This is a genomic window from Collinsella acetigenes (assembly GCF_012844445.1).
GTDB lineage: Bacteria > Actinomycetota > Coriobacteriia > Coriobacteriales > Coriobacteriaceae > Collinsella > Collinsella acetigenes.
The window spans coordinates 670,881-695,129 of the sequence record NZ_JABBCP010000001.1; the positions used below are offsets into that span (position 1 = coordinate 670,881).

At 59.3% G+C, this 24,249-nt stretch carries 21 protein-coding genes; 13 read left to right on the forward strand and 8 right to left on the reverse strand.

Going from position 1 to position 24,249, the window contains the following annotated elements; translation table 11 throughout:
* The first annotated feature begins 3 nt into the window (after positions 1 to 3).
* From HF320_RS02930 to HF320_RS02950, 5 genes are all read left to right on the forward strand, one after another.
* Entirely contained in the window at positions 4 to 1,560 is a 1,557-nt protein-coding gene (locus tag HF320_RS02930) for an L-lactate permease (RefSeq protein ID WP_169276951.1), read from the forward strand.
* A 334-nt stretch (positions 1,561 to 1,894) separates the two neighbouring features.
* Positions 1,895 to 3,508 carry a phosphoenolpyruvate carboxykinase (ATP) gene (gene pckA, locus HF320_RS02935; RefSeq protein WP_169276952.1) on the forward strand — a complete coding sequence of 538 codons (1,614 nt, stop codon included), beginning with the start codon at positions 1,895 to 1,897 and terminating at the stop codon, positions 3,506 to 3,508.
* Positions 3,509 to 3,594: 86 nt separating this feature from the next.
* Positions 3,595 to 4,065: a MarR family winged helix-turn-helix transcriptional regulator gene (locus tag HF320_RS02940; RefSeq protein WP_169276953.1), complete on the forward strand. Its 471-nt coding sequence runs from the start codon at positions 3,595 to 3,597 to the stop codon at positions 4,063 to 4,065.
* Positions 4,066 to 4,095: 30 nt separating this feature from the next.
* Positions 4,096 to 4,947, forward strand: coding sequence for a DegV family protein (locus HF320_RS02945; protein WP_169276954.1), 852 nt, complete (start codon positions 4,096 to 4,098; stop codon positions 4,945 to 4,947).
* An 88-nt stretch (positions 4,948 to 5,035) separates the two neighbouring features.
* Complete coding sequence (locus HF320_RS02950; protein ID WP_169276955.1) at positions 5,036 to 5,542, forward strand: flavin reductase family protein; 507 nt, start codon at positions 5,036 to 5,038, stop codon at positions 5,540 to 5,542.
* A 286-nt stretch (positions 5,543 to 5,828) separates the two neighbouring features.
* On the opposite strand, the gene HF320_RS02955 is transcribed toward HF320_RS02950, so the two are convergent.
* From HF320_RS02955 to HF320_RS02965, 3 genes are read right to left on the reverse strand one after another with little or no spacing between them, the layout of a single operon-like run.
* Positions 5,829 to 6,170 (reverse strand): nitrous oxide-stimulated promoter family protein, encoded by a 342-nt coding sequence (locus tag HF320_RS02955; protein ID WP_169276956.1) that lies wholly within the window; start codon positions 6,168 to 6,170, stop codon positions 5,829 to 5,831.
* A gap of 24 nt (positions 6,171 to 6,194) precedes the next feature.
* Positions 6,195 to 7,898 carry an amino acid ABC transporter ATP-binding/permease protein gene (locus HF320_RS02960; protein ID WP_248276557.1) on the reverse strand — a complete coding sequence of 568 codons (1,704 nt, stop codon included), beginning with the start codon at positions 7,896 to 7,898 and terminating at the stop codon, positions 6,195 to 6,197.
* A complete protein-coding gene (locus tag HF320_RS02965) occupies positions 7,888 to 9,630 on the reverse strand; it encodes an ABC transporter ATP-binding protein/permease (protein WP_169276957.1) in 1,743 nt (580 codons plus the stop codon). The genes HF320_RS02960 and HF320_RS02965 overlap by 11 nt, the downstream gene beginning before the upstream one ends.
* 308 nt (positions 9,631 to 9,938) lie before the next feature.
* On the opposite strand from HF320_RS02965, the gene HF320_RS02970 reads away from it, so the two are divergent.
* The gene (locus tag HF320_RS02970) at positions 9,939 to 10,703 is read left to right on the forward strand and encodes a Cof-type HAD-IIB family hydrolase (protein ID WP_169276958.1); all 765 of its coding nucleotides are present in this window, start codon (positions 9,939 to 9,941) and stop codon (positions 10,701 to 10,703) included.
* A 9-nt stretch (positions 10,704 to 10,712) separates the two neighbouring features.
* Here the strand turns inward: HF320_RS02970 and HF320_RS02975 are convergent, their stop codons facing one another.
* From HF320_RS02975 to rnhA, 4 genes are all read right to left on the reverse strand, one after another.
* Positions 10,713 to 11,126 (reverse strand): Fur family transcriptional regulator, encoded by a 414-nt coding sequence (locus tag HF320_RS02975; protein ID WP_169276959.1) that lies wholly within the window; start codon positions 11,124 to 11,126, stop codon positions 10,713 to 10,715.
* A gap of 93 nt (positions 11,127 to 11,219) precedes the next feature.
* On the reverse strand, positions 11,220 to 11,624 hold the full coding sequence (locus tag HF320_RS02980) for an acylphosphatase (RefSeq protein WP_169276960.1): 405 nt from the start codon (positions 11,622 to 11,624) through the stop codon (positions 11,220 to 11,222).
* A gap of 37 nt (positions 11,625 to 11,661) precedes the next feature.
* On the reverse strand, positions 11,662 to 12,759 hold the full coding sequence (locus HF320_RS02985; protein ID WP_169276961.1) for a Gfo/Idh/MocA family protein: 1,098 nt from the start codon (positions 12,757 to 12,759) through the stop codon (positions 11,662 to 11,664).
* Between the two features lie 70 nt (positions 12,760 to 12,829).
* Positions 12,830 to 13,318, reverse strand: a complete 489-nt coding sequence (gene rnhA / locus HF320_RS02990) for a ribonuclease HI (RefSeq protein WP_169276962.1) — start codon at positions 13,316 to 13,318, stop codon at positions 12,830 to 12,832.
* Positions 13,319 to 13,547: 229 nt separating this feature from the next.
* On the opposite strand from rnhA, the gene dnaE reads away from it, so the two are divergent.
* From dnaE to HF320_RS03015, 5 genes are all read left to right on the forward strand, one after another.
* Positions 13,548 to 17,354: a DNA polymerase III subunit alpha gene (gene dnaE, locus HF320_RS02995; RefSeq protein WP_169276963.1), complete on the forward strand. Its 3,807-nt coding sequence runs from the start codon at positions 13,548 to 13,550 to the stop codon at positions 17,352 to 17,354.
* Between the two features lie 82 nt (positions 17,355 to 17,436).
* The gene (locus tag HF320_RS03000) at positions 17,437 to 18,528 is read left to right on the forward strand and encodes a macro domain-containing protein (protein ID WP_169276964.1); all 1,092 of its coding nucleotides are present in this window, start codon (positions 17,437 to 17,439) and stop codon (positions 18,526 to 18,528) included.
* A 152-nt stretch (positions 18,529 to 18,680) separates the two neighbouring features.
* On the forward strand, positions 18,681 to 19,289 hold the full coding sequence (locus tag HF320_RS03005) for a vWA domain-containing protein (protein WP_169276965.1): 609 nt from the start codon (positions 18,681 to 18,683) through the stop codon (positions 19,287 to 19,289).
* A 214-nt stretch (positions 19,290 to 19,503) separates the two neighbouring features.
* Entirely contained in the window at positions 19,504 to 19,722 is a 219-nt protein-coding gene (locus HF320_RS03010) for a type II toxin-antitoxin system RelB/DinJ family antitoxin (protein ID WP_022386674.1), read from the forward strand.
* A complete protein-coding gene (locus HF320_RS03015) occupies positions 19,719 to 20,729 on the forward strand; it encodes a CPBP family intramembrane glutamic endopeptidase (protein WP_169276966.1) in 1,011 nt (336 codons plus the stop codon). The genes HF320_RS03010 and HF320_RS03015 overlap by 4 nt, the downstream gene beginning before the upstream one ends.
* Positions 20,730 to 20,734: 5 nt before the next feature.
* Here the strand turns inward: HF320_RS03015 and HF320_RS03020 are convergent, their stop codons facing one another.
* Positions 20,735 to 22,867 carry a YgiQ family radical SAM protein gene (locus HF320_RS03020; RefSeq protein ID WP_211158917.1) on the reverse strand — a complete coding sequence of 711 codons (2,133 nt, stop codon included), beginning with the start codon at positions 22,865 to 22,867 and terminating at the stop codon, positions 20,735 to 20,737.
* A gap of 150 nt (positions 22,868 to 23,017) precedes the next feature.
* Between HF320_RS03020 and HF320_RS03025 the strand changes: the two genes are divergently transcribed.
* Together HF320_RS03025 and HF320_RS03030 are read left to right on the forward strand one after the other, a co-directional pair.
* Positions 23,018 to 23,695, forward strand: a complete 678-nt coding sequence (locus HF320_RS03025; protein WP_211158918.1) for a YoaK family protein — start codon at positions 23,018 to 23,020, stop codon at positions 23,693 to 23,695.
* A gap of 283 nt (positions 23,696 to 23,978) precedes the next feature.
* Positions 23,979 to 24,249: iron-containing alcohol dehydrogenase (locus HF320_RS03030; RefSeq protein ID WP_169276968.1), on the forward strand; the 271-nt coding region annotated here is incomplete at its 3' end.

The following is a 24,249-nucleotide window of genomic DNA, read 5'->3' on the forward strand; positions in this document are numbered from 1 at the left end:
CCTATGGATGCCATGGCCTTTGTGCTTGCGCTCGTGCCGATTTTGTGGCTCGTCGTTGTCCTGCTCGTGTTTAAGTGGCCGGCCTGGAAGGCCGCGATTGGATCGTTTGTCCTTTCGTGCGTGCTAGCGCTGGGGGTGTGGAAGCTTCCTGCCGGTCAAGTTGCCACCGCAAGCCTCGAGGGTTTCCTCATGGCCCTGTGGCCCATCGTCCTCGTTATCATCGCTGCGGTCTTTACCTATAACCTGTGCGTCAAGACGGGTGCTATGGATGTCATCGGCGGCATGATCACCTCCATTTCGAGCGACCGTCGTCTGCTCGCGCTGCTCATCGCCTGGTGCTTTGGCGGCTTCATGGAGGGTATGGCGGGCTTTGGCACCGCCGTCGCGATCCCCGCGAGCATGCTTGCGGGCCTGGGCTTTGCCCCCATCCCCGCCGTACTGTTGTGCCTGCTTGCCAACGGCGTGCCCACTCCGTACGGCTCCATCGGCATCCCCACCGTTTCCTTGGCGGGTCTTGTAGGCCTCGACTCGGCTCATCTCGCCTTTGTGCAGATGGCCCAGTTGGCCCCGCTCTACATCGTCGTTCCGTTTTTGATCGTGCTCGTTGCAGGCAAGGTTGAGGGCGCGAGCGTTGCCGACCGCCTGCGCGGCGTTGTTGTTCCCACGCTCGTCTCTGGCCTGGCCTTCACGCTTCCCACCATGGCGGTTGCCGCCTTTGTGGGCCCGGAGCTCTCCGTTGTCGTGGGCTCCATCTGCGCGCTTGCGGTTACGGCTTTGCTTGCCATGCGTGCCGAGCGCTCCGGTAAGCTCGACGAGCGCTTTCACGTTGCTGTGGAGCCGCACGAGGCGCTTACGCTGGGCGCCGCCCTTCGCGCATGGTCCTGCTTCATCCTCATCTTCATCCTGCTTATGGGCACCTCCAAGCTTGTGCCGTTTGTGAACTCCGCGCTGGCCCCGCTCTCCTCGAGTGTCCAGGTCTTTAGCGGCAAGAACCCGGGCACGCTCTCCTTTATGTGGGTCAACACCCCGGGCATCTGGATTTTCCTCGCGGCCATCGTGGGCGGTTTTATCCAGGGCGCACGTCCCGCGCAGATGCTTGAGGTTCTGGATGCCACCGTCAAGCAGATGATGCCAACGGTCATCACCATGCTCTCCGTTCTTGGCTGCGCCAAGGTGATGGGCTACTCGGGCATGATTTCGTCCATCTCGGCCTTCTGCATTGGCGTTGCGGGTGCTGCGTATCCGCTCATTGCCCCCTGGATCGGCGCCGTGGGCACGTTCGTTACGGGCTCCGGCACGTCTTCGGCAATGCTCTTTGGCCCGGTGCAAAAGCAGGCGGCGGACGCTCTGGGTACCGACCCGTACTGGATGGTCGCCCTTAACATGCTGGGCGTTTCGGCGGGTAAGATGCTCTCGCCGCAGTCCCTTGCCATCGGTCTTGCCTCGGTGCGCGTGGTGGGCAAGGATGCTGAGCTTATGCGTGCCATCATTCCCTATGGCATCGCGTTTCTCGTGGTCATGAGCATCATCGCGCTGGGCGGTGCGGGGCTGGTGCTCTAAGTAACGCAGCGTGTTCTCATCGTTTGTTTTGGCGGACCCGCCTTCGATTTGCTTGCGAGCGTATCGAGGCGGGCCCGCTTTTTTATGGCGAGGAGGTTTGCTCGGGTGCGGGGTGCCGCGGTCTTGCGAATTCGGCGTATGCCTTGGGGCGCGCGTTGCAGCTCCGGGGCATGCGCCATCGTCCTGGGCATGCGAGGGGCCATGCGATGCGTTCGCCTAGCGCGGCCAGCGGCTCGCCGAGATGTGGTACGCACTGCCGCGCGCCTGGAGTACACCGGATACTGTGCTTTGAGCAATAACGCGCCCCGTGCGCGACGTGGAGAGGGTGGTTCGGATGAAGAAGGCAGCGCTCGATCAGGTTTTGGCCACATGCGGCATAACTGGGGAGGCTGCGGCCGGCGCCAAACCCGCCCGCTATGTGGACCTTCCTGTGGCTTCCCTGGTAGAGCATGCCGTTCGTCGCGATGAAGGCGAGCTTGCGTCAAACGGCGCCCTCGTTATCAAAACGGGCGCCTACACGGGCCGCTCGCCCAAGGATCGTTTTATCGTCGACACGCCCGAGGTCCACGACAGAATCGCCTGGGGGCAAACAAACGTGCCCATCGGCCAGGATGTCTATGAGCGCGTTCGCGATGGCGTGGCGGCCTATCTTTCTCGCCGCGACCTCTTTATCACCTGCGGCCTTGCCGGTGCCGACCGCAACTATGCGCGTACGTTCTTTGTGGCGTGCGAGCGTGCGAGCCAGGCGCTTTTCATCAAGCAGATGCTTGTGCGGCCGCGCGTGCGCGAGCACGTGAACTTCGAGGAGCCGGACTTCCGTGTGATGGTAGCACCCGGCTATGAGTGCGACCCCGAGCGCGATGGCGTGCGTTCCAAGGCCGCCGTCCTCATCAACTTTACCGAGCGCATGATCGTTATCGCGGGAACCGGTTTTTCCGGCGAGATCAAGAAGAGCATCTTCTCGGTGATGAACTACCTGTTGCCGCTTGAGGATAACGTGTTGCCCATGCATTGCTCGGCGAGCATGGATCCCATCAGCCACGCCACGGCCGTGTTCTTTGGCCTTTCGGGCACGGGCAAGACAACGCTTTCGGCCAACCCTACGCGACTTTTGATCGGTGACGATGAGCACGGCTGGAGCAATGTGGGCATTTTTGATATCGAGGGCGGCTGCTATGCCAAATGTGACGGCATGGACGAGTACAGTCAGCCCGAGATCTACCAGGCCATCCGCTTTGGCGCCATGGCCGAAAACGTCGTGCTCGACGAGAATCGCGATCCCGACTACGACGACCTTTCCATCACGGCAAACACGCGCGTTGCCTATCCCATCGAGCATATCGCCAATGCCTGGACGCGTGGCGTGAGCCCCAACCCCAACGTGGTCCTCTTCCTCACCTGCGATGCCTTTGGCGTACTTCCGCCCATCTCGCGCCTTACTCCCGAGGGGGCGATGTATCACTTTGTGACAGGCTTTACCTCCAAGACGCCCGGGACGGAGCAAGGTATCACCCGACCGCAGCCCACGTTCTCGGCGCTTTTTGGCGAGCCGTTCATGCCGCTCGATCCTATGGTCTATGCCGACATGCTTGGCGAGCGCTTGCGTCGCAGCGACACGCGCGTGTACTTGGTCAACACCGGCTGGATAGGCGGCGATTACGACCACGGTCACCGAATCGAGCTTGCCTATACGCGCGCTCTTGTGGCACGTGCGCTTGATGGGACCATCGAGGAGGCCGATTTCATCCATGACGAGATTTTCAACGTCGATATTCCGGTGACGTGCCATGGTGTGCCCGACGCTATTCTTGTGCCCCGCACCTACTGGAAGAGCGCGTCGCTCTACGATTCGTCTGCCCACGAGCTAGCAGCTATGTTCTGCGAGAACTTTGAGAAGCGCTATTCGCATCTGCCGGATTCCATTCGCAACGCCGGCCCGCGCGCGTAGGTTATGTGCCTGCTGTGGGAGTTGTTGACCTGTTAACACACAGTCATACAATGGTGAGCTGTCAATTCGAACTAGGGGAGGGACACATGGATACGGCATCTCGGGACGAGGCGCGCTTTGAGGACTTTACGGGGCTCATCGCGGCCATCAACAAAGAGGTGACGCGCATCAAAAGCGTGGAGAGCGCCAAACTGGGGCTCACCGGTGCCGACATCATGTGTCTGTACTACTTGGGCAAGCACCCGCAGGGCATGACCGGGGCCGAGCTTGCGCGTGCAGCCAGCGTGACGCGCGCGGCCGTCTCGCGCACGCTCGCGCGCATGGAGCGCGAGGGCTTCGTGGAGGTTCAGGCAGAGCAGGGTGCCACGACGCGTTACCGCGCCGCCGTGGTGCTCACCGAGCGCGGTCGAAAGAGTGCGCAGGGTGCCGATATCGCCATCACTCGCGTGCTCGACGAGGTGTATGCCGCCCAAAGTGACGAAGAGCGTGAGCAGATGTACGCATCGCTTCGCTCCGTGCTGGGGCGCCTGCGCATGATTTCGCGCGAGGACAGGTAGGCTCCCTTCCAAGCAGGAAGGCATCGCCGCATGGCTGTACGTATCATCACCGATTCTGGCTGCGACATCGTGGGGGCGGATAATCCGCAGCTCGATGTCCTGCCTCTTTCCATCACCTTTGGCTCAACCGTCTACGCAGACGGCGTGGACCTTTCGCACGAGCATTTTTACGAGCTGCTGGTTGAGGGCGACGAGCTGCCCAAGACCGGTCAGGTGAACCCTTATGCCTTTGCGCAGGCGATCGAGCGTGCCGAGCACGACGGGTTCGAGCCGCTGATCATCACGCTTTCGGCAAAGCTTTCGGGCACGTATCAGAGTGCTTGCATGGCGGCTTCCGAGGCATCGTTGCCCGTGCGCGTGGTCGACTCCGGCCACGTTACCGTGAGCGAGCGCATTTTGGTTGAGTATGCGCTGGGTCTGGCGAAGAAAGATCTTGGCGTCGAAGAAATCGCCACTCGTGTTGAGGCGGCGCGTGAGCGCGTTGTGGTCATTGGCCTTTTGGATACCCTCGAGTACCTGCGCCGCGGCGGTCGTATCTCGGCTGCGGCAGGGGCTTTTGGCGAGATGCTTTCTATCAAGCCCGTCATCACCATCGAGAACGGCGAGGTCAAGATGCTCGGCCGTGCGCGTGGCTCAAAGAACGGCCGCAATTTGCTCAACCAGCAGATCGAGGCGAGCCGCGGCATCGACTTCTCCATGCCGGTTGCCCTGGGCTATGCGGGCCTTTCGGACGCCTTGCTTCAAAAGTACATTCACGATAGCCGGGCGCTGTGGGAAGCGTATCCAGGCGACGAGCTGCCGGTACATACCGTGGGTGCAACCATTGGTACTCATGTAGGACCGGGCGCCATCGCGCTTGCGTATTTTGAGCCTGAACAGTAACGCTTGCCTCATTTGTATCAGTTGATGTCATGCGGGGTAGTATGGAGTTCGTCCGTACTGCCCCGTTTTCAATACATGGAGGATAGCCATGGCGTTCAAGGAACTTCCGCTCGGCGAGGTCTCGCTCAATCCCTTTACCAAGCTCGACAAGGAATGGGGGCTTGTGGCTGCCGGCAACGCGGACGCGTCCAACGCCATGACGGTGAGCTGGGGCGGCATGGGCACCATCTGGAACAAGCCCGTGGTGACGATCTATATTCGTCCGCAGCGCTACACCAAGCAGTTTGTCGACGCGAACGACCGCTTCACGCTTTCCTTTTTCGATTCGCAATACAAGCAGGCGCTGAGCGTCTTGGGAACAAAGTCGGGCCGCGATGGCGATAAGATCGCCGAGGTTGGCTTCTCGCCGGTGCAGCTAGATGGCACCACCACCTATGAGCAGGCAGACCTTGTCTTTGTTTGCCGCAAGCTCTACGCCGACACCATCAAGCCCGAGTGCTTTGTCGACGCATCTGTAGACGAGCGAAACTACCCCCAGCGCGACCATCACACGCTCTATATCGCCGAAGTCGAGCACGTCTACCAGCGCATCTAATCGAGTCCTGGGCGAGTCTTTGACGTTGTGGCCTACGCCTCGCATCCAGTTCTCCCAAATGAAGCAGAAAATCCCATTTAGGCGGTACCTAGCCCGTTCTAAATGGGATTTTCTGCTTCATTTGCAATCTGCGGCGGCGTCTCATCAACGTGATGGCACCAACTCGGTCTCCTGGCCAAGAAACTCCACGTGATAGGGCGCTGAGCGGGGCCATCCCCCCTGGGTTCGGAAGCCTGCGAAGCCCGATTTCGAACCCAGGGGGGGTGGCCCCGCGGCGGGATGCACCCTAGCGCTTTTTCATCCCATCGAGGCCGTGTCTCACAACCAGCACCGGATGCCGTAGCAGCATGCGCGGACCGGCATAGCGCATCACGTCTTTGATAGCCTGAAGCTTCTCGAGTGTATAGCAATGCACGTGGCATTGCGAACAAAACGTCTTTGTGGCCATGAAGGGGCAACGCGATATGCGCATGTCGGCGTACTCGGCGAGTCGCGCGCATTCCGGGCAAAGACTGCCACGGCGCGTGCCATGTTTGCCACGGCAATAGGCTTCGATCATATGATGGACAACGATGCGCTCGCGCGTGCGTTTGGCCTCGATCTGCTCGGCGGTCAGTTCTTTGCTCATGTCAGCTCCTTGCGGCGTGTGGATTTAACTCACGCGACCGGAATCCATAGAGTAGGTCTTGTCGGCTATGGACATTGTAGACGGGCGGTGGCTGATGAGCACGACGGCACGTTTGCCACACTGTTCGGTCAAGGTGCGCAAGATCTGCCCTTCGTTGAGCGAGTCCAGGTTGCTTGTGGGTTCGTCGAGCAAAAGCAACGGTGCATCGTGCAGGAAAGCACGCGCAAGGCCCAGGCGTTGACGTTCGCCGCCGGAGAGGGTGTCGCCTAACTCGCCGATCATGGTGTCGTAGCCTGCGGGCAGGCTCATGATGAAGTCGTGAACGCTGGCGGCGCGGCACGCGGTCTCGAGTTCCTTGTCGGAGGCATCGGGCTTGGCGATGAGGAGGTTGTCGCGAATGCTGTCATGGAACAGGTACGTGTCCTGCTCGACGAATGCCTCGGCGTCGCGCAGGGCGCTCGTGGCGACCCCGCGCACGTCGTGGCCGGAAAGAGCCACACGGCCCTTGTTCACGTCCCAAAAGCGCATGAACAGACGACACAACGTCGACTTTCCCGAGCCCGATCGCCCTTGGATGCCCACAATCTGGCCAGGCTCGACGGCTATGCTTGCATTGTCCAAGATTTGTTCGTCATCGTAGGAGAAGTCAACATGCTCGGCAGCGATGCCGCTAAAGGCGGGGTGGGCTCCGTCTTTGTTCGAGACATCGACTACCTGCGGTTCCTCGTCCAAGACTGCGATAACGCGTCTGCCGGCAGCAAGCGTGCCCTGCAAGGTGGATCCCAGATTCGCAAGTGCCACAAAGGGACCAAAGGAGCTGAACGTTGCCACCGAGGCCAAAACGGCCCCTTCTGGGTTTATGGATCCTGTCTGTACGAGATGAAGGCATAACAGCACCTGCAGGCAGCTGAGCACCATGATCAATCCCGTGGTGGCAGCTTGCCCGCGCCCAGCGTGACCGCGTAGTTTGCGCTGGGTTTTCACGAGTTGGGCGCTGCGTTCGCCGAGCTCGTCCAGGCGCTGCGTCCCCGCGTCAAATTGCAGGACTTCGTTCAGGCCGCGTAGGCTGTCGAGGACAAAACTCGAAAGAGCACCGGCGAGGTTGCGGCTGCGTTGACCCCCAGTTCCCGATGCGCGTGAGATGAGCATGGGCACAGCTGCGCCTACGAGCGCGTAGGAGGCGAGGGCGAACACGGCGGGCAGCAGCCCGGCGACAGTACCCAGAAAGCTCGCCATAACGCAAGCCATGAGCGTTGCGATGCAGATGGGGCTGATTGTGTGCGCATAGAAAACTTCGAGGAGTTCGACGTCGGCTGTGACCGTGGAGATAAGGTCGCCGCGATCGGCGCCGGCGAGCTTTGCAGGCGTGAGCCTGCGTAGCGAGGAGAACACCAAGTCGCGCACGTGAGCAAGCAGTCTAAAGGCAATATAGTGATTGCAACGCTGCTCGATAAAGTGCAAGATGCCGCGCGCCACCGCCATGATGGTCAGGATTGCCACTGTTGCGGAGAGCGTGCACGCGAGCGCACCGGATTCGAATATGCAAAGCGCGGCTTCGGCAGCGAGCACGGGGATGCCCGTAGCGCAGCAAAAACCCATGACGCCACAGGCGACGGCGATAACCATCCAGCCGGCAAGCGGGCGAGCTAGACCCAGCATGCGCCACATAAGGGCTGCATTGCCGAGCGAGTCCTTTTGAAAATTTGGCATCGTCTGTTTATTCGGCATCTTGGGCCACCTCTTTTGTGCCGGCGCTCAGACGCTCGAGAGCAGCTTGTGCCGACCATAGCGTGCTATAGGTCTCGCAGGTTTTGAGCAGCTCGTCATGCGTTCCGGTACCTGCGATAGCACCGTGATCGAGAACGTAGATTTTCTGCGCGGGCACCGCATTTGCCAGACGATGCGAGATCACGACAACGGCCTTGGTCCGAGCGAGTTCACAGACGGCGCGCATGATATCTTCTTCGGACTCCACATCTACATTGCTTGTCGCCTCGTCGAAGATGTAGACCGGAGAATCGTGGAGGATTGCGCGGGCGAGGGCTAGGCGCTGGCGCTGCCCGCCGGAGAGGTTGGCCGCGTTTTCGGTGAGACGCGTTTGGAGTCCATCGTTTTGATGCAGGAACTCGGCCAGGCGTGCGAGCCCCAGAGCGCGCCACAGCTCGGCATCGGTGGCATTCGGCTTTGCCATGCGCAGATTGTCCGCGACGGTTCCCGCAAAGAGGTGGGCCCCCAGGCCCACCACGGTTACGTGGCGGGAGAGCGCTTTCCGGTCGATTTCGCGCACCTGGTTTTTACCGAGCAGCACCTCGCCCGAGTAGCCGTCCAAACGACCCGAGAGGAGTGCGGCTATGGTTGATTTTCCGCTGCCAGACTCGCCCACAATGGCAGTGAGCCCCGTGGCGGGTATCTGCAGGCAGATATCATCAAGAACAACACGGTCTTTTTCATAGCCAAAGGATGCGTGCTCCAGGGAAAACTGGCTTTCTTGTTCGATTTTGAGCGAGCGTGCCGACGGCTCCGGCGCTTCCAAAAGCCGAAAGATCTTCTCGCTTGCTGCGATGCCGTTCATTGCAACGTGGAAGTATGAGCCAAGTTGCCTCATGGGCAAGAAAAAGTCTGCCGAGATAAGAATGATGAAGAGGCAGGCAAAGAGGTCGAGCGACCCTGCGGCCGCAAAACCGAGCGCGACCGCCATACCCGCTACAGCGCCACCGAGTGCGACGATATCCATGACGATGATGGAGTTAAGCTGCATGCTGAGCACCTTCATAGTTACGACGCGAAAGCGCTCGGCCTCGGCGTTCATGGCTTTATGACGCGCACTGTCTGCCTGGTAGATTTTGAGGGTGGTGAGGCCCTGGAGGTTCTCGAGAAAGCTGTCGCCGAGTTCTGCGTACTGGTCCCAGTAGTTACCCAGGATTTTCTTGGCAACCTTTTGCACCGCCGCGATTGTGACCGGGATGAGCGGCACGCATACTAGGAGCACGACTGCGGCCGGGAAGCACAGGGGCGCTACCATGATGAAGAGCGTGAGCGGGGCGAGCACGGAATAGAAGAGCTGCGGTAGATACTGGCCAAAATAGGTCTCAAGCTGCTCGCATCCTTCTACCGAGAGCTGCACGACTTCGGCGGTGGGAACGTACTCGGTGTAGCTGGGTCCCAGGAGCAGGAGTTTTTCGTAGATAAGTCGACGCAGCGTGCCTTTGACATCCTGCGAGGCGGCAAAGCTTTCGCGAGCCGAGAACCGCGCCGATACGGTGCGCGCCGCGATGCCGCATGCGAGCACAGGCCAAAGGAACGGCGGAATCGAATGCTTGCACACCAGCGACGAGAGGACTAGGGCAATCGTCCAGACCATGGCCGCATTGCCCAAAAGCCCGATCCATTGCCAGCCAACCGTGGCGGCCACATGCCGCATGGCCCCGGGCACTAACTTCAGCAGTCTTTTATCCATCATCGTATGCGTTCCCCGTCCCACCGCCTTGAAGCGGTCCCTCGCAAATCGATAACCGTAGCTAACTTTTAATAATAAGAGATTCTCGCTGGTCCGGCTTGCTCTTCGCAAAAAGTCAATCACTGGTTACTTCCCTTCCCACCACCAAACCCCGACGGGCCGCGATTGCAAGGCGAGGGTTCCCCTCCCGTTCCGAAAACCTGCGGAGCTCGATTGGGAAACAGGAGGGGAACCCTCGCCGATGGGACGCAACACCCCTCTTTGCTACAATGTGGGGCTGAAAATCCCTAGAACCAAGAAAGCCGGGTCCCATGATCAAAGCTGCCTTTTTCGATGTCGATGGAACGCTGCTTAACTCGTCGCACAAGATGCTCGAATCCACCAAGCAGGCTCTGGCGCAGCTTCAGGCAAACGGTATCCGGACGGTTCTTGCTACGGGCCGCGGCTCGTTTGAGCTGCCGCCGTGCATCAAGGGCCGCTTTGACTCCTATATCTGTTTTAACGGTCAGCTTTGCTTTGACAACGAGGGCGACTATCGCGATTGTCCCATCGATCCTCAAGATGTGGACGGCATCATCGACGCTGTGGAGGCGGGGGTCTTTGACGTCTACGCTCTTACGCGCACAGAAAGCTTCTTGAGTCGTGCCAACGTGCGTACCGAGGATTTTGCCACCAAGCTGGGGCTTTCCACCAAGGCAAACAACATCTCTCGGCTCAAGGGCACTGCTGTGTATCAGTTCTGCGCGATTGTCGACACTCCCGAGGAGCATCTGGTGCGCGAGGCTGCAACTCACGTGCGTACCACGCGCTGGACGCCGCTTTTTTGCGATGTGATTCCGGAAGAAGGCGGCAAGGGCACGGGGATTGTCGCCACGTTCGAGCGCTATAGCATTGCTCCCGAGGAGGCCATCGCCTTTGGTGACGGCGAGAACGATCTAACGATGTTTGACGAGTGCGGATGCTCCGTTGCCATGGGCAATGCATGGGACCTGGTGCGTGAGCGCGCGGATTATGTGACCGACGACATGGATAGCGACGGTATCTGGAACGCCTGCAAGCACTTTGGCCTTATCTAGGGATTTTGCCTAGGCGGTCTCTGTAGCATCCTCGCCTTGGGCTTTCCGCTTCTGGCAGGCAGGGCAGAGTCCATAGAAAAGTGTCTCGTGCCGCGTGATTATGTAGCCCGTTTGCTTCTCGACCATGTCGTCGAGTGCGTGGTCATGCTCGATCATGGCATCGCAGACGGCGCTGCAGCTGCAGCAGATTACATGCGCGTGCGGGTCGCAGCGACGGTCAAAGCGATTACCGCCCGGCACTTCGATGCTGATGATGTCGCCCGTTTCTTCCAGCAGGTTGAGGTTACGATACACGGTGCCGCGGCTCACCTTGGGATTTTGCTCGTGAACGTCGCGGTAGATATCCTCGGCGGTGGGGTGGTCGCCGTGGGCGCGAACGATGTCCAAGATCAGCGTGCGCTGCTTGGTGTTTCTGCGTTGCATGCGGTGCCGCCTCCTTACCCGTACATGGTTAACTATGGCAACTATATCAAATAATTGCGATTCATTCCTAATAACTTTTAGGAGGCGGTGAGGCTAGAAGCGCACCTCAAAGGAGTCTTCGGTATCTTCCAGCTTAAGCTCGCGCGCGGCAGAAAGGCAGATGTTCGCGCCCCAGCCGGCATAGCAGTCTTGCAGGTTGTCCATCAGTGCCGATATCTGTACGCTCGGACCCTGCAGCTCCATATCCACCGATCCGTCCTCGCGATTGATCACCCAACCGGTGAGATGGCGCTCGCGCGCGATGTTTTGCGTGGTCCAGCGAAAACCGACACCTTGAACCGTACCCGTATAGTGCAGGCCCCAGCGAACAGGAGAGAAGTCGCCCGCAGCGCCGCGTTCGCGCAGCTTTTGCGTGACCTCGCATTCGAGTGCGCTACGGGTGATTTTCTTGCTGCCGTCCGGTCCGGTCAGGCGGCGGAATTTGCTGAGGAACTTCATGGCGAATCTCTCCTTCGCAGGCGATGGGTGCTTGCGTTTAGGCTTGGGTGCCCGTGCGATCTGCGGGAAAGACGATGCCCGCCTGTGCGCGAGCCCGGTCCATCACGTCCATGGTGGCAAGGGTGAGGTCGCGGAAATGCGCCATGGTACCGTGGTCCCCGCATGCCGTCTCAAGTGCCGGCGTACCTGCCTGCGTCTGCTCGACCGCATGGATGAAATCGACAAGTTCGTAGCACATACTGTTATCCGTCTGCGGCAGGTCCATCTTCTCTGTGTTGCTGGAGCTCGCACGGGTCCTGGCTGCCATACGTATGGCCACACCCATCATGTCGATGCGCATATGGCTGGGCATGGAGATGGAGTCGAGCGTGATGGTGCCGCGTTCGCCCTCGATCTGCACAGGCGAGAAGTCCTGTGTGAACTTGGAATAGTGGAGCGTCGCCACGGCGCCCGGGTAGGTGCACATGATGGTTCCCGCAGCGTCGATGGGGCCATGGGTGATGTCTTGGGCTTGCGTATCGATGAGGATGGGGGCGAAGGCGATGGTCTCGGGTGCGCCCAAAAGGTCGATCATGGGCTCCACGCTGTAGACGCCCATATCCATAAGGCCGCCAGATGCCATATTGCAGTCAAAGATGTTGGTGTGACGATGCGCGAGGATATCGTCATAGCGCGAGGAGTACTTGCCAAAGCGGATGGTGACGCGTCGGATGCGCCCAATCTGCTCGAGGGCGTCCTTAAACTGATAATAGGCCGGATCATGCAGGGGACGCATCGCCTCGAGCGCAACGACGTTCGCGCGCTCGGCGGCGTCGAAGACCTCTTGGGCCTCGCGGCGGTTTGAGCAGAAGGATTTCTCTACCAGCACGTGCTTACCGGCTGCGATGAGCGCAAGCGCCTGAGGTGCATGACAGGCATTGGGGCTGCCGATGTAGACCGCGTCGATTGCGGGGTCGGCGGCAAGCTCCTCCACCGAGGAGTAGCCATGCTTACCGCCGTGCTCCTGCGTGAAGGCATGCGCGCGCTCGGCATCGCGCGACTGCGCACCAGCAAAGACGGCGCGGTCGTTGGCACGCAGTACCTCGATGAAGTTCTCGGTGATAGGACTCGTTCCGATGGTTGCGATGCGAAGCATATTGCGCCTCCTGTGGTTTGGCGAAGTTTGTTCCCATAATACCGCCCCGGGGCTCGCCGGCGGCGTTGCGTCAGTCTGCGTCACCCTCTACAAAGCCGGTGTCGACGATGCGCGGGCCTTTATCGGCAGCGACGGTGGCAAGCTCGTCGCAGCGCTCGTTGTACTTGTGGCCCGCGTGTCCCTTGACCCACAGGAAGGTAACGTCATGCGGCTCCTTGGCTGCAATCAGGCGTTTCCAAAGATCGGGGTTCTTCACCGGTTTTTTGGCCGCGGTCTTCCATCCGCGCGCCTGCCAACCGGCAATCCAGTTTTTGTTAAAGGCGTTCACCACGTACTGCGAGTCGGAGTGCAGCTCCACCTCGCAGGGGCGCTTGAGAGCCTCGAGCGCGGCGATGACGCCCATGAGTTCCATGCGGTTGTTGGTGGTGCGCTCGTAGCCGCAAGAGAGCTCGAGCACGTGCTCCTTGCCGGAAGGGGAGATGTAGCGCAGTACGGCGCCGTAGCCTCCGTGTCCGGGGTTGCCGCGCGAGGCGCCGTCGGTGTAGACGATGACTTTCAAGGTTCCTCCTGCAAGGTCGTGTGTGCTGGGGCCATTATACGGCGCTACCGTGGGCACCGTGGCGGTCGCAGCGGGGCGCCATAGGCTTTCTTCGAGTCGAACAAACTATGGGGCTTTCTGGGGTGGCAAGGCGCGTTCGGTGCGTGTCTGGGGCGTGCGGTAGAATGCTTCGAGCAGAGATAATCACGCACATACGCTTGCCGCCGCGCATATCAGGGAGTTGCTTCACATGGCCTTCGTTCACCTTCATAACCATACCGAGTACTCGATGCTCGACGGGGCAACGCGCATCTCAGACATGGTGAAGCGCGCCGTCGACCTGGGCATGCCCGCCGTTGCCATTACCGACCACGGCTACATGTACGGCGTTCCCGAGCTGGCGCTCGCCTGCGATGCAGTGAACCATAACGCGCCCGATTACAAGGTGTGGAGCCACGACAAGGCCTTCTTGGAGAAGGGCCGTCGCGATGAGCTGGAAGAGCCCGACCGCGAGGAGAACCCTCAGGGCTGGGAGCAGTACCACAAGGATATGGAGCTGTGGGATAAACAAGGTAACATCGACGAGCTCAAGCCCGCGCCCGTCATCAAGCCCATCTTTGGCTGCGAGGTCTATTTCACTCCCGACGACACTCTTGCGCGCGATCGCAAGCCCGAGCTCTACCACATGATTTTGCTCGCCAAGAACCAAGAGGGCTACGTCAACCTGATGCAGACGGTCTCCGAGGCCGCCGTGCAGGGCTTTTACTACAAGCCGCGCGTGACCCTGGACAATCTGCGCCGCCATGCAAAGGGCCTTATCTGCAGCTCCGCCTGTATCGCGGGCATCATCCCGCGCTGCATCGACCGAGGCGACATGGCCGGCGCCGTATCGTGGGCAACAACCCTGCGCGACCTCTTCGACCCCGGCGATTTTTACATCGAGATCCAGGAGCACGGTATCACCACCGACAACGGCATGACCGACGAACAGCTGTCTCATCATCTCATCGAGATTGCTCAGCAGATTGGCGTGAAGGTCATCGCCACCAACGACTTCCATTACCTCACGCGCGAGGATGCTCCCATCCAGGACGTGATGATGTGCATTGGCACGGGCTCCAAGATCGACGACCCCAATCGCATTCGCATGACGGGCTCCGAGTTTTACATGAAGACCGAGGAAGAGATGCGCGCGCTCTTCCCGTATTGCCAAGAGGCTATCGACAACACGCTCGAGATTGCCGAGAAGTGCGACGTCGAGCTTGACTGGGATTCCATCATCCTGCCGCGCTTCCCGCTGCTCGACCCGGGTGAGACGCACGAGAGCCAGTTTCGCCGTGAGTGCGAGAAGGGCCTGCGCAAGTATTACGGCGAGGATTGGGAGACACGCTCCATCAATGGCGTGTCTATCAAGGAGCGCTTCGAATACGAATACAAGGTTATCTGCGACAAGGGGTTTGCCGCCTACTTCCTGATCGTTGCCGAGTACGTTAAATGGGCCAAGGAAAACGGCATCGGCGTCGGCCCGGGCCGTGGCTCGGCCGCGGGCGCCATCGTTGCCTACGCTATGAACATCACCTCGTTTGATCCGTTGGAGAACGGCCTGATGTTCGAGAGGTTCCTGTCCCCGCAGCGTACCGAGATGCCCGATATCGATATGGACTTCGACGATGAGCGTCGCCTCGAGGTCGTGGAGCACGTGCGTCAGCTCTACGGTCCCGAGAAGGTCACCCACGTCATCACCTACTCGACCATCAAGGCAAAGCAGGCTATCAACGACTCTGCCCGCGTGCTCGATTACCCCGTGTACGTGGGCCAGCGCCTGTCCAAGATGGTGTCGAGCGACCCCTCTACAAAACTGCGCCAGGTACTTGAACAGCAACCGGGTAAAGAGGAACTCTACAACCCTGATTTTGCCGATGCCTACAAGAACGACGAGGACGCGCGTCGCATCATCGACACGGCGCTTTCCATCGAGGGTCTCACGCGTGGCGAGGGCGTGCATGCCTGCGCTGTTCTGATCTGCCGCGACCCGGTGAACGAGCACGTGCCCACGAAGCTCGATACCAAAGGCGGCGTCGAGATCACCCAGTACGAAGGCCATACGGTTGCCGACATGGGCCTGCTCAAGATGGACTTCCTGGGTCTTCGCACCCTCACCGTTATCTCTAAGGCCAAAGCCAACATCAAGGCAAACTACGGTATCGATATCGACCCCGATACCATTCCGTTCGATGACCCCGAGATCTTCAAGCTCATGGGTTCAGGCCATACTGCCGGCGTGTTCCAGGTCGAATCCGCCGGCATGACCGCCACTATCAAGAACATGAAGCCCACCGAGTACAAGCACGTCGTGGCATTGATCGCCCTGTATCGCCCGGGTCCTCTTGGCGCAGGCATGGTCTCCTCCTACATCAACCGTATGAACGGCAAGGAGCCGGCGGTTTCCTACGACCCGCGCCTGGACGACATTCTGGGCGAGACCTACGGCACCATGGTCTATCAGGAGCAGGTTATGCTCATCTCCGTCGAGATGTGCGGCTTCTCCAAGGGCGAGTCCGACTCGCGTATCCGTAAGCCCGTGGCTAAGAAGAAGATCAAGCTGCTTACCTCTACGGTCATGCACTGGGAGGACGGTTCGGATGAGACCACCTACGACCATTGGATGAACGGCGCCGTCAAGAACGGCTACAAAAAAGAGACCGCGCAGAAGATTTGGGACGACGTTTTGGAGTTCGCGTCCTACGCCTTCAACAAGTCGCACTCTGCCGGTTATGCCATTCTCGTTATGCAGACGGCCTGGCTCAAGGCCCATTACCCCAACGAGTACATGGCGGCCGTGCTTACGTCTTACACCGGTAAGACCGAGAAGATCGTGCATTACGTCTCTGCTTGCCGTCACGACGGCATCGCCGTGCTTCCGCCAGACGTTAACGAATCGGGCATCGAGTTCACCGCAACCAAGGACGGCGTGCGCTTTGGCCTTGCCGGTATCCGCGGCGTGGGCGAGGGTGTGGCAGAGGTCATTATCGAGGAGCGCACCAAGAACGGCCCCTACAAAAACCTGCACGACCTGGTGGACCGCGTGGATTCGAGCAAGGTGAACCGCCGCGTTATCGAGGCTCTCATCAAGGCAGGCGGCTTTGACTCAACGGGCTATCCGCGCCGTCAGCTCATGACGTTCGTGGACAAGAACAACCCCGAGAACATCATCGACTCGGCGGCCAAGCGCCAAAAGGACCGCGCATCGGGTCAGACGTCGCTTTTTGACATGTTTGGCGACGTGGAGGGCTCCGGCTTTGAGATTCAGATCCCCGAGCCCGATGGCCAGGAGTGGGATCGTCACATGAAGCTCTCGTTTGAGCGCGAGGTCTTGGGCATCTACGTTTCCGACCACCCGTTGCGCCCCTTTGAGTACGCGCTGGGAAAGGCACGTGAGTTCTCGCTTTCGCAGATCGATACCGGTGTGGAGCGCATGAGCCCCACGGGTGAGGGCATGGTTAACGTCGAGATTCCCGAAGGCAAGCCCTATTGGTTTGCAGGCATGGTCGCAAGCGTGCAAAAGATGGTCACCAAGAAGGGTGCCGCCATGGCAAAGGTGCAGCTTGAGGACATGGAAGGCGAGGCCAGCGTCATTATGTTCCCCAAGGTGTTCGAGGCTGCCGAGGAGTTTTTGTATGGCGAGACCGACCCCGAGACAGGTGCTGTGCTTTCCGACGCGTTTATTCGCGTGCGCGGCAAGCTCGAGCGCAGCGACCGCGGTGATCAGATCATCGCTGTGGAGGTCATGCCGCTGGAGCTTACCGAGGAGAGCAATCGACCCAAGGTCTTCGAGGTAATGATTCCTTCCAATCGCTTTAGCCAGGGCAACATGAGTCGCTTGGCTGCGGTGTTTGCGGCCAACCCCGGCGGCGACCGCGTGGAGCTGTTTGTGGAGCAGGCGGATGGTCAAACCATGCGTGCCGAGATTCCTGTTCGCGTGAATGCCAAGTCGATCCCGCTTTTGGCCGAGACGCGTGGCATCGTAGGCAACCAGGGCCGCGTTACCGTCATCTAGCCCGTGACAAAAAGTCGACAGGTTTATTTTGTCACGTGGGGTACCTAACTAATTGTCGTGGGGTCTAGAGGGGAGAGCCGGCATGCCGTTTTCTATCGTGAGGTCTGATATCGCCTGCCTGGACGTTGACGCTGTGGTTAACGCCGCGAACGAGGGACTGATCGCAGGCGGTGGCGCGTGCGGTGCGATCTTCTCTGCCGCGGGCCATGAGCAGTTGCAGAAGGCGTGTCGCAGGATCGCTCCGTGCCCCACGGGTGGCGCCATGGTGACGCGGGGTTTTGATTTGCCCGCGCGTTGGATTATTCATGCGGTGGGGCCGCGCTGGATTGATGGTCACCATGGCGAGGAAAGCCTGCTGCGCCGCGCCTATCGCTCGGCGCTCGACCAGGCAGCTCAACTGCGGGTTGCAAGCGTTGCCTTTCCGCTTATCTCTGCGGGTATCTATGGCTATCCGCCTGCCGCCGCGCTCGATGTGGCGTGCGAGGAGATCGCGCGCTTTCTGAGCGACCGTGCCGGCACCGACGCCGGTGACATGCGCGTGGTGCTTACCGTATACGACCGCCAGGCCTTTGCGGCGAGCCTCGATTGTTATGACGAGGTGGCGCTGTGCATTCAAGATGCCCAGGGTGAGGAATCTTTTTTCGCATGCGACAGCGCCGTATGCGCAGAAGCCGCGGAGAAATCTTGCGATCTCGGCTTCGGCCCCGGTTTCGACCTTGACCTTGACCTTCATGCCCTCGCTGCCCCTGCCGCGGCGCCACGCCGTCAAGCCCGTGCATGCGCCCCGCGCGCAATTGACGAGACAGAGATCGCCGAGCTGCTCAATAAACTCGATGCCTCGTTTTCGCAGACGGTCCTGTCGCTTATCGATGCCCGTGGTCTGACTGACGTCGAGGTCTACAAGCGCGCGAACCTTTCGCGCCAGCTCTTTAGCAAGATTCGCCGAGACCAAGGATACAAACCCACCAAGGCTACGGCGGTGGCGCTCGCCATCGCGCTCGAGCTCTCGCTTGACGAGTGCAATGACTTGCTCGAACGTGCCGGCTTCAGCCTTTCCACGTCGTCGAAGTTCGATGTGATCGTCCGTTACTTTATCGAGCGCGAATGCTACGACATCTACAAGCTCAACGCGATGCTCTTTGCGTTTGACCAGCCGCTTTTGGGGTCGATGTAGCCTTTTATATGACGCCTCGCGCCGCACCCCGTGCCATTGCGGCCCTGCTGCGCCGATGTCGCTTGGCAGTTTACCTCTCGCGACGCCTCGCTTTCTATCTTTGAGATAGACGGACGGGCATCGGGCCCTCCGCATATCTCAAGGAGGCAATCATGAAAAAGAACCTGACCGAGCTTGTATTCATCCTCGATAAAAGCGGCTCTATGTGGAACCTGTCAGATGACACCATCGGCGGGTACAACGCACTGCTCAAGCAAAACAAGATGATGGAGGGCGAGGCGCTCGTATCCACGGTGCTGTTCAATCACAAATCGCAGGTGCTGCACGATCGCGTGCCCATTGAGGACGTGCTTCCGTTGACCTCGCGAGATTACGTGCCGCGCGGATGTACAGCGCTTCTTGATGCCGTGGGCGGCGCGATTCATTATCACGAGCACGTGCAGCGCATTTTGCCGCCCGAGTTGCACCCTGAGCATACCCTGTTTTGCATCACTACCGACGGCCTCGAGAACGCGAGCAAGGAGTATAGCTACGATCGCGTTAAGCGTATGATTTCGGCGGCGCAGGAGCGTGGCTGGGAGTTCATGTTCCTAGGTGCCAATATCGATGTTGCCAAAGAGGCAGACCGCTTGGGCATCCGCGAAGACCGGGCTATGCAGTACGAGCCGACGTCTGATGGCGTGGCATATGCCTTTGATACTCTGCTTCAAGCCTCCGCTGCCATGAGATGCGGCGAGGAACTTGATTTCGAAGATCGCTAACACCCACCCTCGCAAGGCCGCTGTCGAAGCATTTCGGCAGCGGCCTTTTCTTTTTTCAGCCTTGTCTACGCTCCTCCAATTTGCTATTCTAAGCAGCGGGGTAATACATAGTAATACTAAGTAATACCAATACGACATAAACGAACTAGGCGCGAGTTCAAGCCCAGCCGCATACTCGCGCACACGCAGCACATCGATCCGCAAAGGAATCGACATGGCAGAAAAAATGACCCCAGTTGTCGCGAAGGTCCTGCCCGAGGAAAAGGCAGCCTTCGCGGCAGCAACCCAGCTCGTGGGCACTACGCCGTCAAACGCAATACGCATGTTCATTGCCGCGTTCAACCGATGCGGTACGTTTCCCTTTGACATATCTCCCGCCGGGGCGTTTGGGCGCGAGGTGGATGGGAACACTTCACCCGAGGTGAGAGCATGAGCGAATTTAATATCCCGGCTTCCCGCGAGCAGGCCTCGCCGTCGCGAATTGCTCCTGCGGATGCCGTCAAAAACGGCGTCGCATATCTACTGGCAGACCTTGGCGTGTTCGGCATCGTCGAGGGCGCGCAGCTCGTCGTCGGCTTTGCTTGGGGTGTGGGCTTTGCGGCCCTTTGGGCTGCTGGATTTTTCACTGGAGACGTCGAGGCCGTATTCGACGCCAGCCTTGTCTATGCTCTCGCGCTCGCGCAGCTGCTAACGCTTACCGTGACCATGCCTTGGTGGTGCCGTATCCGGCCGCGTTCATTCTCGAGCGCGCGAGACCGTAGGCTTCCGCGAGGCGACGCGTCGTTCATGCGCGTTGCCGGCATCATCTTGCTTGGCGTTGCGATGCAGATGATCATCTCCTACATCCTCTCGCTGGTGTTGCCCATGTTTCCCTCGCTTGAACAAGGCTACGACGAGATGATGAACGACGGAGCGACGAGTGAGCTGAGCGCCATCTCGCTTTTGGTGGTTGCGATAGGCGCACCCATTTCCGAGGAAATCGCATGCCGTGGCCTTATGCTCGAGTTTTCCCTGCGTGCGGTCTGCCCCGAGTGGTGCGATGCCTGGCGTGAACGCGCCTGCCGGCATCGTGCACGCCTGCCCTTGGGCGACGCGAGCGCGATGCGGGTTCCTCCTGCGCGCTTTTGGATTGCGAACCTCATCCAGGCTGTGCTCTTTGGCATCCTGCATATGAATCTCGTGCAGGGAATCTATGCGGGAGCGATGGGCCTTGTCTTTGGCTGGGTCTTTTGGCGCAGCGGAAAAATGCGCTACAACATCGGTCTGCACCTGGTGCTTAACTTCTCGTCATACTTCGTAGGCGGTATCGATACCGTACTTGGCCTGCTTGGACCTATAGTCGAGCTTGCCGCTTTCATGGCGATGCTGGCGCTTGGCGTCATCTTGTTCTGGCTTGGCACAAAAGAGGGGCAAGATCCCTCGAAGGTCTTGCCCCTGTAATTACGTTAACCGCGGCGACCTTGACGATTGGCCCCTTGGCGTCCCTGGGCCGCGCGATTGCGTGCCGCTGCATTTTGCGCGCGGTTCATCTGCTGGGCTCCGCCTGGCCCGCGATGCTGCTTTGAGGCCGCGCCTGTTTGCTTGTGGCGGCTATCGGCATGCGGGCGTTTGGCCCCACCCGTACCCTTGGCTTTGCCGCTGCCCTTCTTGGGTGCGGCGCCTTCATGCGGAGGAACGGGTCTAATAAGACAATGCTTGTCGTAGCCAATCAAATCGCGTCTGCCGGCGGCAATAAGCGCTTCACGCACGAGCTTGTAGTTCTCGGGCTTGCGGTATTGGATGAGTGCGCGCTGCATCGCTTTTTCGTGAGGATCGCGCGCCACGTAGACCGGTTTCATGGTGCGTGGGTCCACGCCGGTGTAGTACATGCAGGTGGACATCGTGGACGGCGTGGGGTAGAAGTCCTGCACCTGTTCGGGCATATAGCCCATATCGCGCACGGCACAGGCGAGCTCCACGGCCTCTTTCATGGTCGAACCGGGATGCGAGCTAATGAGATAGGGCACCACAAACTGATTGAGTCCGTATCCCTCATTGATCTTGTCAAAGCGGCGGCAGAAGGCGTTATAGACGGCACGACTGGGTTTGCCCATTACACTGAGCACGGCATCGCTTACATGTTCTGGCGCTAGGCGCAGCTGGCCGGAGACGTGATGCTGCAGCAGCTCGAGCATAAATTCGTCCGAGGCGTCCGCCATGGTGTAGTCAAAGCGAATGCCGCTTCGGATAAAGACCTTCTTGATACCGGGAATCGAGCGCAGGTCGCGCAAGAGCTGCGTGTACCCGCTCTCATCCACCACCATGTTCTTGCAAACGCTGGGCCACAGGCAGCGCTTGTTCTTGCACACGCCGTGCTTGAGTTGCTTATCGCAGGCGGGACGGAAAAAATTGGCGGTGGGGCCGCCCACATCGTTGATATATCCCTTGAACTCGGGATCGTGGGTGAGCGCCTTCGCCTCGCGCATGATGCTGTCATGGCTTCGCACCTGCAAAACGCGCCCCTGATGGAACGTGAGTGCGCAGAAGCTGCATTCGCCAAAGCAACCGCGGTTGCTCGATATGGAGAAGCGCACTTCGGAAAAGGCGGGGATGCCGCCCGCTTTATCGTAGTCGGGATGCCAATGGCGCGCGTAGGGGAGTTCGGCCACCTCGTCCATTTCCTGCGTGGTCAGCGTTGCCGAAGGCGGGTTTTGCACCACAAAGATACCGTTGGGGTAGGGCTCTACCAGGCGTTGTCCGGTGATGGGGTCCATGTTTTGCTGCTGGATGTTAAAGCTCTTGGCGTAGGTGAGCCGGTCGCTGTTGAGCTCATCCCAGCTTGGGAGCAGATGGTAATCGTACACGGCATCGAGCGCGCCTTCTCCGCTTGTGCGATAGACCGTGCCGTCGACATATGTGATTTGATTGACGGGCAGACCGGCGTCGAGGGCATCGGCAATCTCGATGATGGCGTGTTCACCCATGCCGTAGATGAGCAAGTCGGCACCCGAGTCGAGCAATACCGAGCGCTTGAGCTTATCTTGCCAGTAGTCGTAGTGCGCAAGGCGTCGCAGGCTTGCCTCGATGCCGCCAATGATGATGGGCGCTTTCTTGTAGGTGCGGCGAATGAGGTTGCCATAGACCGTTACCGCTCTGTTGGGCCGTCGTCCCGCCTCGCCGCCCGGGGTGTAGGCGTCTGTGTGACGGCGATGTTTGGTCACGGAGTAGTGATTGACCATCGAGTCCATGTTGCCGGCGCTTACCAAAAAGCCCAGACGCGGCTCGCCAAGAATCGATATGCTTTTGGGGTCGTTCCAGTCTGGCTGGCAGATGATGCCCACGCGATAGCCGTGTGCTTCGAGAATGCGGCTGATGATGGCCATGCCAAAGCTGGAGTGGTCAACGTAGGCGTCGCCGCAAATATAGACAAAATCGCATGCATCCCATCCACGAGCATCCATATCGGCGCGTGAGACGGGCAGGAACTTTTCGCGTGCGGGACGCGGGACGGTGCGCTTTTTGGACGATGCCGTTGCTTTGCGAGGCGCGATCGCGCCCTCGGCCGTCTTCTTGTTTTTATGTTCGACCCGCTTTGCCATGAGCATCCTTCATACGCTTTTCCCTTTGAGGATTGATTGTACCAATTGGGTTACCCAGGCGCGCGTTCACGCGCTTTTCACAGTCGATGCGTTAGGATAGGGCACATTATGCTTGTCGGATAATGCAAATTGGGGGACACGCTTTCTACTATGCAGCGTGCAAAGCAGATTTCGGAATCAATCGAACTCGGTGCTATCTTGGCGCTCGCGGGCGGCTTCATGGACGCCTATTCCTATATCGGTCGCGGAGGCGTGTTTGCAAATGCGCAGACCGGCAACATTCTTTTGGTGGGAATCCATCTTTCGCTCGGAGAGTTTTCCCAAGCGCTGCGATTCTTGCTTCCCGTTGTCTCGTTTGCCTTGGGCATCATGCTTTCCGATCTGATTCACGAGCGTTTCTCGAGCCTGTTTCACTGGCGCCAGGTGACGGTATTTCTCGAGGCCATCATCCTTTTTTGCGTGAGCTTTATCTCTGAAGACCTCAACCTGCCTGCGAACTGCCTCACTTCATTTGCGTGCGGCATGCAGGTGGAGTCGTTTCGCAAGATCCATGGCAAGGGTATCGCGACCACCATGTGCATTGGCAATCTACGCTCCGGGCTGCAAAACGTGGACGATTACATCATCACGCACAATCGGGGCTTTCTAGAAAACGGTGTGCTCTATTTTGGCGTCATTTTGTGCTTTGTGCTGGGTGCCGTGCTGGGTAACTGGTGCATCGAGCGTCTTGGCCTTCACGCGATTGCGGTTGCGGCAGCCTTGCTGACGCTGGCTTTTGCCATCATGTTTATCGATCGCGAGCATTCGTATGGGAAGACGAGTAAATAGCTTTCTGCGCCTTCGAGGTCGTTGGCGTCGTGTCTGAACCGCGCCGCGGGAGCCGTTGAGCGATATTCCTATATACGAACGAATTGTTCAAAATACGAACCGTTCGCTCTTTAGAGTTCCTACCTGCGGAAATAGATCTTCCGAACCATCCTTGATAGCAAGCTGGGAACGCCGATTGTCCAAGATATCGCTTGATGTTTCTGCCGAGCGGGTATATTGAGTGCCGTCAGGGGATGGCGCATCGTCTGCGTCCATCCGCATTGAGGAGCCAGGAGGCACATATATGGCTAACCGTTTCGTTCTCAACACCATCTCTTACCACGGTTCCGGCGCTATCAAGGAGATCCCGGGCGAGCTCCAGCGCCGCGGCTACAAGAAGGTCTTCGTCTGCTCCGACCCCGACCTGGTGAAGTTCGGCGTCACCGCCAAGGTGACCGACGAGCTCGACGCCGCCGGCATCGCCTGGAGCCTCTACTCCGAGATCAAGCCCAACCCCACCATCAAGAACGTCCAGGACGGCGTCGAGGCCTATCAGGCCGCCGGGGCCGACTCCA